The following is an 8,223-nucleotide window of genomic DNA, read 5'->3' as shown; positions in this document are numbered from 1 at the left end:
CGCCGCCGCGGCGGCGGGGGCGGCGGCCCCGGAGGTCGGTGCGGCGGCGGCTCCGGTCGCGGGTACGCCGACCGCGAGGGCGAGCGCGGCGGCGAGTGCCGTGCCGGCGGCCAGCAGGCGGCGCGGCCACGGCTGAAGGTGACGGGCGCGGCCCGGCCGTGTGGTCTGGTGCATGTGGCTGCTCCTGTCGGTGCGTGGCAGGCAGCACCGACGCGTGCCGCGTCGGTTCGGACGGCTGCCCGGGTGGTGGTGGCGAGGTGGCTCCAGCAGGGCCGGGAGCGCTCCCATGGATAACCAGCAATGTAATCCGCCAGCCGCCGGTTTGGGAAGTCCGAGCCTCCGCCGTCGAATCGCGGAGCGACCCTCCCGTACCCGCCAGTAACAAAAGGACACTCATCACATCATCGATAGAGTCCGATGCAATAAATGCAAAGCCGCAGGTGGGACCGGATGCGGCAGGACTCGCGCCACATCTCCACAGAGGAGAGAACAGGGCCGGGCGTCCTGCGATACGGAACGCACTGTTGCCGCTGCGCTACGCGGCGCGCGACAGTACGCGACACCTGGCGGCGCCGTCGATGCCGCCGCTCTCCCGCCCACCCTGAGGAGATCGCGATGGCTCTACGACTCGCCGACGGCACCTCCTGGTCCGACACTCTCGCCCGGGCGGTGGCCGCCACCCCGGAGGCGTTCGACCAGCCGGTCGACGGCGTCACCACGCTGCACAACCTGCTCTCCGGCCAGTGGCGGGCGGTCGGCGTACCCACGCCGGTGCGCACCCCGGTGGACAACACCGTGCTGGTCAACCTGCCCCGACTGGATGCGCAGACCGCCCGCGCCGCGGTCGCCCACGCCGCGACCAGCCACGCCGACTGGGCCGCCACCCCGCTCGCCGAGCGCAAGGCCCGGGTCAGCGACGCTCTGGACGCTCTCACCGCCCACCGTGACCTGCTCGCCCTGCTGCTGGTCTGGGAGATCGGCAAGCCGTGGCGACTGGCCTGTGCCGACGTGGACCGCGCCCTGGACGGGGTGGGCTGGTACGTCGGTGAGATCGACCGGATGCTCGCCGACGGCCGCGAGCCGCTGCCCGGCCCGGTCAGCAACATCGCCTCGTGGAACTACCCGATGAGCGTGCTCGTGCACGCCGAGCTGGTGCAGCTGCTCGCCGGCAACGCGGTCATCGCCAAGACACCGTCGCAGGGCGGCGCGGTGTGCCTGACCGTGGCGCACGCCTTGCTGCACCGCGCCGGGCTGCCCGTCACCCTGGTCTCCGGCAGCGGCGAGGCACTGTCGGAGGTCCTGGTCCGGGCGCCGGAGATCGGCGCGGTGGCGTTCGTCGGCGGGCGCTCCAACGGCGGCAAGGTGGCCGCCGCGCTGCTCGACTCCGACAAGCGCCACTTCATCGAGCAGGAGGGCCTCAACGCCTGGGGGGTCTGGAACTTCTCCCAGTGGGACCTGCTGGCCGCCCACTTGAAGAAAGGCTTCGAGTACGGCAAGCAGCGCTGCACCGCGTACCCGCGGTTTGTGGTCCAGCGGGACCTGGTCGACGAGTTCCTCGACATGTACCTGCCCGTGGTGCGATCGATCCGATTCGGCCACCCACTGGCGGTGGACGGTAACTGGCTGGCCGGCGACCCGCTGCCCGAGCTGGACTTCGGCCCGCTGATCAGCGGCGCCAAGGCCGACGAGCTGCGCCGCAAGGTCGACGAGGCGGTACGCGGCGGCGCCATCCCGCTGTACCGGGGCAAGCTCGACGACGCACCGTTCCTGCCCGGGCAGGACACCTCGGCGTACGTCGCGCCGTCGGTGCTGCTGGCACCGCCCGGCCGGTCCCGGCTGATGCATGCCGAGCCGTTCGGACCGGTCGACACCATCGTGGTGGTGGACACCACCGACGAGCTGCTGGCCCAGATGAACGCCTCGAACGGCGCGCTGGTGGCCTCGCTGGCCTGCGACGACACCGACGAGGCGGCCAAGCTGGCCGTCGACCTGCAAGCCTTCAAGGTGGGCATCAACAAGCCACGCTCCCGGGGTGACCGGGCGGAGCCGTTCGGCGGCCGGGGCGCCTCCTGGAAGGGTGCCTTCGTCGGCGGCGACCTGCTGGTGCAGGCGGTCACCACCGGCGGCGACGACCGCCTCTACGGCAACTTCCCCGACTACAGCAGCTATCCGGCCAGCTGAGACACGACGGTGGGTAGGGCCCCCGCACCGGGAGCCCTACCCACCTCACCGTCCCCCGCACCGGAGGTCGGCCGTCTCATCCCCGGCAGGCGCCGTCAGCCGGCGCGCTCCACCGGCGTCGGCACATCGGCCGTCAGGGGCACGGTCAGGGTCAGCAGCCCGGCGTCCCGCTCGACCGTGGTCGTTCGGGACAGCCGGCGCAGCGTACGCAGCATCGGCGCGTTGTCGGCCTGGACGTGCAGCACCATCGCCGCGTAGCCGGTCGACTCGGCCTGCCGGGTCAGCCGGCGCAACAGCGTCGAGCCCAGCCCGCGCCGCTGCCAGTCGTCGCGTACCAGCAGCGCCAGCTCGGCCTCGTCGCCCTCGGCGAGCAGGTTCGCCATCGCGACGACCGACTCCGCCGCCCCGCCGGAGCCGGTCGTCACGGCGACCAGGGTCAGCCCGCGGGCCGGCTCCAGCAGCCGGCGCAGCCGGGCCGGTGGCGGCTGGCCCGCCCCGCCCAGGTAGCGGCGCTGACGGCTGCGTGCCGAGCAGCCCTCGTGCAGCTCGACCACCGCCGCCAGGTCGTCCGCGACCGCCGGGCGTACGGTCAGCTCGGCACCGTCCGGCAGGACCACGGTGACCTGCTCGGTGGCCCGGCGGCCCGCGGTGGCACCCAACTCCAGCAGCGCCTGCGCCCGCGCGTACTCCGCCGGGGTGAAGCTTGGCGCGACCCGGTGCAGGGCGTACGACCCGCCGTTGGGGTCGGCCAGCAGCATGGTCGCACCGTCGATCCCGGAGCGGGCCACGGCCGGCGCGGGTCGCCAGGTCACCTCGTCGGCGCCGAGCAGGGCCCGCAGCACCTCCCCGGTCGCGTCCGGGTCGTGGACCAGCCGGGTGGCCAGCCCGAGCACCCGGGTCGGCTGGTCGGCCAGGCCGCGCGCCTCGCTGCGCGCCACCCAGCAGTCCCGGCCCCGGCCCCGCTCCACGGCGGCGATGAGGTCCGCCTCGGCGAGGGTGTCCGGCGCGTCGACGAGGAAATCGTCGACGGCACCGTGCTCGGTGGTGTGCACCTGCACGGTGAGGATGTTGACTCCGCGCAACGCGAGGCTCGCCGTGAGCACCGACAGGTAGCCCGGCCGGTCGTCCACGGTGGCTCGGATCCGCCACAGCGTCATCGTTGCCTCCCTTCCCGTGCCACCCTCGCCTGCCGCTGTTGCCGGCCGGTTGCCCCACCGTGTCCAGCCGCGACCAGCCCTGCGGTCTGCGTCACAGCTGGTAGGGCGGGGTCACGGGTTGGCGGTGACCGGCGGGGCGCCGACCAGGTCCAGGCGGTCACCGAGGATCACCGCGCTGGCCCGGACCAGCTGCGCCAGCCGGTCCACCTCGGTGGCGTGGAACGCGGCCGGCGCGAGGGTCTCGCTGTGCTCGCGGGACACCACCAGGACCAGCCCGGCCCGGCCGAACGGCGCGACCGCGAAGTGGCCGCCGTCGGGCATGGTCATCGACCGGGCGCGCAGCGGAGTCACCTCCGGCAACCGCGGCGGTACGGGCGTACGCCAACTGGCGTGCCCCACCGTCGCCCCGCCACCACCGGCCCGGGAGGCCCAGTCGACCGGCACCACCGCGGCGACCGCCCATTCGGCGGCGAGCAGCCCGGGCACCGCGTCGACCAGGGTGGCCAGCCCGTCGGCCGGGTTCGCCGCGACCTGCGCCAGCAACTCGGCGTCCTGGCCGGTGGTGGTGGGCGCGCCGATCGCCCGCCAGACCCCGTCCACCCGCACCCCGGGGATGGCCGCCAGGCCGGCCAACAGCCGTTCCACCCGCGCGGCGCCCGGCCACACCACGGTGAAGTCGTCGACCGCGCGCCCGCCGAGGCGTTCCAGCACCACCACCTGGACGATGTCCGCACCTGACACTCCGAGGGTGCGAGCCACCTGGCCGAGCGTGCCTGGACGGTCCGGCAGGGTGACCCGAACGCGCAGCAACATCTGAACCCCTCCGCTCGGCGGGCCGGCGCAGTGGCCGGCAGGCTGGTCCCCAGCCTGGCAGTTGACCATTTCGTCCCTGTTGCGGCGGCATGTCCCGAGGGTCAATCCTGACCTTGACAACCCGTCCCAGCTGCCATGAACTGTCCGGATGACCGATCCGGCGGCTGACGAGACGCGCGAACCGGCCGCCGGCTCCCCCGCCGGTCTGGATCTCGACCGGCTCGGCGGCTACCTGGCGCGGCACCGGCCCGAGCTGGCCGCCGGCCCGCCACGGGCCGAGCTGATCGCCGGCGGCCGCTCCAACCTGACCTACCTGGTGCGGATCGGCGAGCGGGAGCTGGTGCTGCGCCGGCCACCGCTCGGGCACGTGCTGGCCACCGCGCACGACATGGCCCGGGAGTTCCGGGTGATCTCGGCGCTGGCCCCGACCGCTGTCCCGGTGCCGCGGGCGCTGCTGCTGTGCCCGGACGCCGAGGTGCTCGGCGCGCCGTTCTACCTGATGGAACGGGTTCCCGGCGAGGTGTTCCGCAGCCGGGTCCGGACCGACCAGCTCACCGCCGAGCAGCGGCGCGAGCTGGCGATGGCCATGATGGACACCCTCGCGACGCTGCACGGGGTGGAGCCGGCGTCGGTCGGCCTGGCCGACTTCGGCCGTCCCGAGGGCTACCTCGCCCGGCAGGTCCGCCGCTGGGCCGGCCAGCTGGACCGCTCCCGCAGCCGGCCGCTGCCCGGCATCGACGAGCTGCGCGACCGGCTCGCCGCCACCGCACCCGACGGCACCAACGCGGGCCGGATCGTGCACGGCGACTACCGGCTGGACAACCTGCTCGCCACGGTCGCGCCGGTGACGGTGACGGCGGTGCTGGACTGGGAGATGGCCACCCTCGGCGACCCCCTCGCCGACCTTGGGTTGCTGCTGACGTACTGGAGCGTGCTCGGCGACAGCGACAACTCCGCCGGCAACCCGGTCGCCGACGGGCTCGGCCCGCGCGCCGGTTTCCCGACCGGCGCCGAGCTGATCGATCGGTACGCCGCCGGCAGCGACGTGGACGTCGGCCCGCTGCACTGGCACGTGGCGCTGGGCTGCTTCAAGCTCGCGGTGATCTGCGAGGGCATCCACTACCGGCATGCCCTCGGGCAGACCCTCGGGGCGGGCTTCGACACCATCGGCGAGATGGTCGCTCCGCTGGTCGCACACGGACTGACCACCCTAGGGGAGGCCTGATGGACTTCGGGTACGACGCCCGCACCGAACAGCTGCGCGGGGAGCTGACCGAGTTCCTGGAGCAGCACGTCCACCCGGCCGAGGCGGTGCACGCCGCCCAGGTCGCCGCCGCCGGTGACCCGTGGGCCCGGCCGCCGGTGCTGGCCGAGTTGAAGGCCGAGGCCCGCCGGCGCGGCCTGTGGAACCTCTTCCTCCCCGACCCGCGCTACGGTGCCGGGCTGACCAACCTCCAGTACGCACCGCTGGCCGAGCTGACCGGGCGCAGCCCCCATCTGGCCCCCGAGGCACTCAACTGCGCCGCGCCGGACACCGGCAACATGGAACTGCTCGCCGAGTTCGGCTCCCCCGCCCAACGCGAACGCTGGCTCACCCCGCTGCTGGCCGGCGAGATCCGCTCGGCGTTCTGCATGACCGAGCCCGAGGTCGCCTCCTCCGACGCGACGAACATCGCCACCTCGATCCGCCGCGACGGCGACCACTACATGATCGACGGCCGCAAGTGGTGGTCGTCCGGGGCGATGGACCCGGCCTGCGAGATCTTCATCGTGATGGGCAAGACCGACCCGGGCGCCGACCGGCACCGGCAGCAGAGCATGATCCTGGTCCCCCGGGACACCCCGGGCGTCACGGTCCGCCGGGGCATGACGGTCTTCGGCTACACCGACGCCCCGCACGGCGGGCACGCCGAGATCGACTTCGCCGGCGTACGGGTGCCGGCGGAGAACCTGGTCGGCGCCGAGGGCACCGGTTTCGCCATCGCCCAGGCCCGCCTCGGCCCCGGCCGGATCCACCACTGCATGCGGCTGGTCGGCATGGCCGAACGGGCCCTGGAGCTGCTCTGCCGGCGGGCCACCGAACGGGTCGCGTTCGGCCGCCCGCTCGCCGAGCAGGGCGTGGTAAGGGAGTGGATCGCCGAGTCCCGGGTCCGCATCGAGCAGGCCCGGCTGCTGGTGCTCAAGACCGCCTGGCTGATGGACACCGTCGGCAACAAGGGCGCACACACCGAGATCCAGGCCATCAAGATCGCCACGCCGGCGATGGCGGAGTGGGTGATCGACAAGGCGATCCAGGCGCACGGCGCTGCCGGCGTCAGCCAGGACACTCCCCTCGCGGAGCTCTGGGCCCAGGCCCGCACCCTCCGCCTGGCCGACGGCCCCGACGAGGTGCACCGGGCCAGCCTCGCCAAGCGCGAGCTGCGCCGCTGGGCCGGCCCGACCTGACCCCGCACCCGAGCGTCCCGCCCACTCCCCCGCACGTCCGCCATCCCGCCCACCCGAGGTGTATGCCGAGCTGCTCAGCGAGGTGGTGACGCCGGAACACGCCCGGAGCGGGATGGTCCCGGATGCGGCCGCGGGCCGCCGGGGTGGCATTGCTCCTCGGAAGCGTGATGTCACACAGACATAAATATTTCTCTGTGACATCAGGCTTGTGAGATGTAGTGCGTCGGCCGCGTCACCCCTGCGGCATCGAGCGTGACCTTGGCCGAACGCGGCCCGGGTTGTCAGGCGGAAGCACGCTCGACGAGCTGGGTGTCCAGGACGATGTGCGGGTCGGGGATCTCGTCGCCGCGGATCCGGGCGACCAGCAGCCGCGCCATCTGCCGACCCATCTCGTCCACCGGCTGGAACACCGACGTCAACGGCGGGTCGCTCTGCCGGGCGATGGGTGCGTCGTCGAAGCCGATCACGGCCACGTCCTGCGGCACCCGCCGGCCGGCCTCGCGCAGCGTCCGCATCGCGCCGAAGGCCATCAGGTCGGCCGCGACGAACACCGCGTCCAGGTCGGGGCAGCGGTCCAGCAGCTGCCGCATGGCCGTCGCCCCGCTCTCCTCGCCGAAGTCGCCGTACGCGATCAGGTCGGGGTTGACCCCGAATCCGGCGGTCCGTACCGCGTCCCGGTAGCCGGACAGTCGGGCCAGGCCGGCGCCCATGTCCTGCGGGCCGGCGATGGTGGCGATGCGTCGCCGCCCCCGGCCGGCCAGGTACTCCACGGCCTGCCGCGCCCCACCGGCGTTGTCCACGTCGACGAACGAGGCGGGCTGGGCGTCGGGGTGCAGCATCCGCGCGGGTCGACCGCCGAGCACGGTGGGCAGGCCGCGTTCCTCCAGCAGGGTGGGCAGCGGATCGGCGTCGTGCAACGACAGCAGCAGTACGCCGTCGACGTGCTGGTTGGTCAGGTGGTGCTCGACCCGTTCCCGCTCCAGCGGGGACTGCGCCATGGCCAGCCAGAGCTGCAACGGCGTCTCCAGCAGCACCGAGCTGATCCCCCGCACGATGCCGGCGAAGAACGGCTCGGCGAAGAGCCGTTCGCCGGACTCGCTGACCACCAGGGCCACCGAGTCGGTCCGCTGGGTGACCAGCGCCCGGGCGGCCCGGTTCGGCACGTACCCCAGCTCGGCGATGGCCTGCTGCACGGCGGCGCGGGCCTCCGGACTCACCTGGGGAGAGCCGTTGACCACGCGGGAGACCGTCCCGCGGCCGACTCCGGCGCGGGCCGCGACCGCGTCGAGGGTCGGGCGCCCGAGCGACCGGGTGCGCTGCGTTGTCATCGTCTGCTCCTCCGACGTCAGGCGGCCCCGGCACCTGGTTCAGCGTCGGTGCCGGGCCGCCCGTTACTGGCTGGCCGTCGCCCTATTGTGCGGCCAGACCGTTGCGTCGGATCACCTCGGCGTACCAGCTGGCGCTGGACTTGGGGATGCGGGTCTGGCTGTCGTAATCGACGTAGATCATGCCGAACCGCTTGGTTTCAAGTGCCAGCAGGGCGAGTTGCTGGCCGCGCAGGCGGTGGAGCTGTCCGACCCGCAGACCGCCGCGGCGTACGCCGCGGACCTCGCGGCCGGCCGGGCCA

Annotated in this window: 7 protein-coding genes; 3 read left to right on the top strand and 4 right to left on the bottom strand. The window is 73.5% G+C overall.

Features of this window, described 5'->3' with window-relative positions; translation table 11 throughout:
- The first annotated feature begins 615 nt into the window (after positions 1 to 615).
- The gene (locus AB0M52_RS26470; protein ID WP_363958972.1) at positions 616 to 2,181 is read left to right on the top strand and encodes an aldehyde dehydrogenase family protein; all 1,566 of its coding nucleotides are present in this window, start codon (positions 616 to 618) and stop codon (positions 2,179 to 2,181) included.
- A gap of 95 nt (positions 2,182 to 2,276) precedes the next feature.
- Here AB0M52_RS26470 and AB0M52_RS26465 read toward each other — a convergent pair whose 3' ends face one another.
- Together AB0M52_RS26465 and AB0M52_RS26460 are read right to left on the bottom strand one after the other, a co-directional pair.
- Positions 2,277 to 3,338, bottom strand: a complete 1,062-nt coding sequence (locus AB0M52_RS26465) for a GNAT family N-acetyltransferase (protein WP_363958969.1) — start codon at positions 3,336 to 3,338, stop codon at positions 2,277 to 2,279.
- A 111-nt stretch (positions 3,339 to 3,449) separates the two neighbouring features.
- Positions 3,450 to 4,151 (bottom strand): amino acid-binding protein, encoded by a 702-nt coding sequence (locus AB0M52_RS26460; RefSeq protein ID WP_363958966.1) that lies wholly within the window; start codon positions 4,149 to 4,151, stop codon positions 3,450 to 3,452.
- 148 nt (positions 4,152 to 4,299) lie between these two features.
- On the opposite strand from AB0M52_RS26460, the gene AB0M52_RS26455 reads away from it, so the two are divergent.
- Complete coding sequence (locus tag AB0M52_RS26455; RefSeq protein WP_363958964.1) at positions 4,300 to 5,376, top strand: phosphotransferase family protein; 1,077 nt, start codon at positions 4,300 to 4,302, stop codon at positions 5,374 to 5,376.
- Entirely contained in the window at positions 5,376 to 6,596 is a 1,221-nt protein-coding gene (locus AB0M52_RS26450) for an acyl-CoA dehydrogenase family protein (RefSeq protein WP_363958961.1), read from the top strand. The genes AB0M52_RS26455 and AB0M52_RS26450 overlap by 1 nt, the downstream gene beginning before the upstream one ends.
- Before the next feature lie 281 nt (positions 6,597 to 6,877).
- Here the strand turns inward: AB0M52_RS26450 and AB0M52_RS26445 are convergent, their stop codons facing one another.
- Positions 6,878 to 7,924, bottom strand: coding sequence for a LacI family DNA-binding transcriptional regulator (locus AB0M52_RS26445; RefSeq protein ID WP_363958958.1), 1,047 nt, complete (start codon positions 7,922 to 7,924; stop codon positions 6,878 to 6,880).
- Between the two features lie 82 nt (positions 7,925 to 8,006).
- Positions 8,007 to 8,223: family 1 glycosylhydrolase (locus AB0M52_RS26440; RefSeq protein WP_363958956.1), on the bottom strand; the 217-nt coding region annotated here is incomplete at its 5' end.

It is taken from the genome of Micromonospora sp. NPDC051296 (genome assembly GCF_040682255.1).
In the GTDB taxonomy this organism is placed as follows: domain Bacteria; phylum Actinomycetota; class Actinomycetes; order Mycobacteriales; family Micromonosporaceae; genus Micromonospora; species Micromonospora craterilacus.
This window is presented reverse-complemented; position numbering and strand designations above follow the sequence as displayed.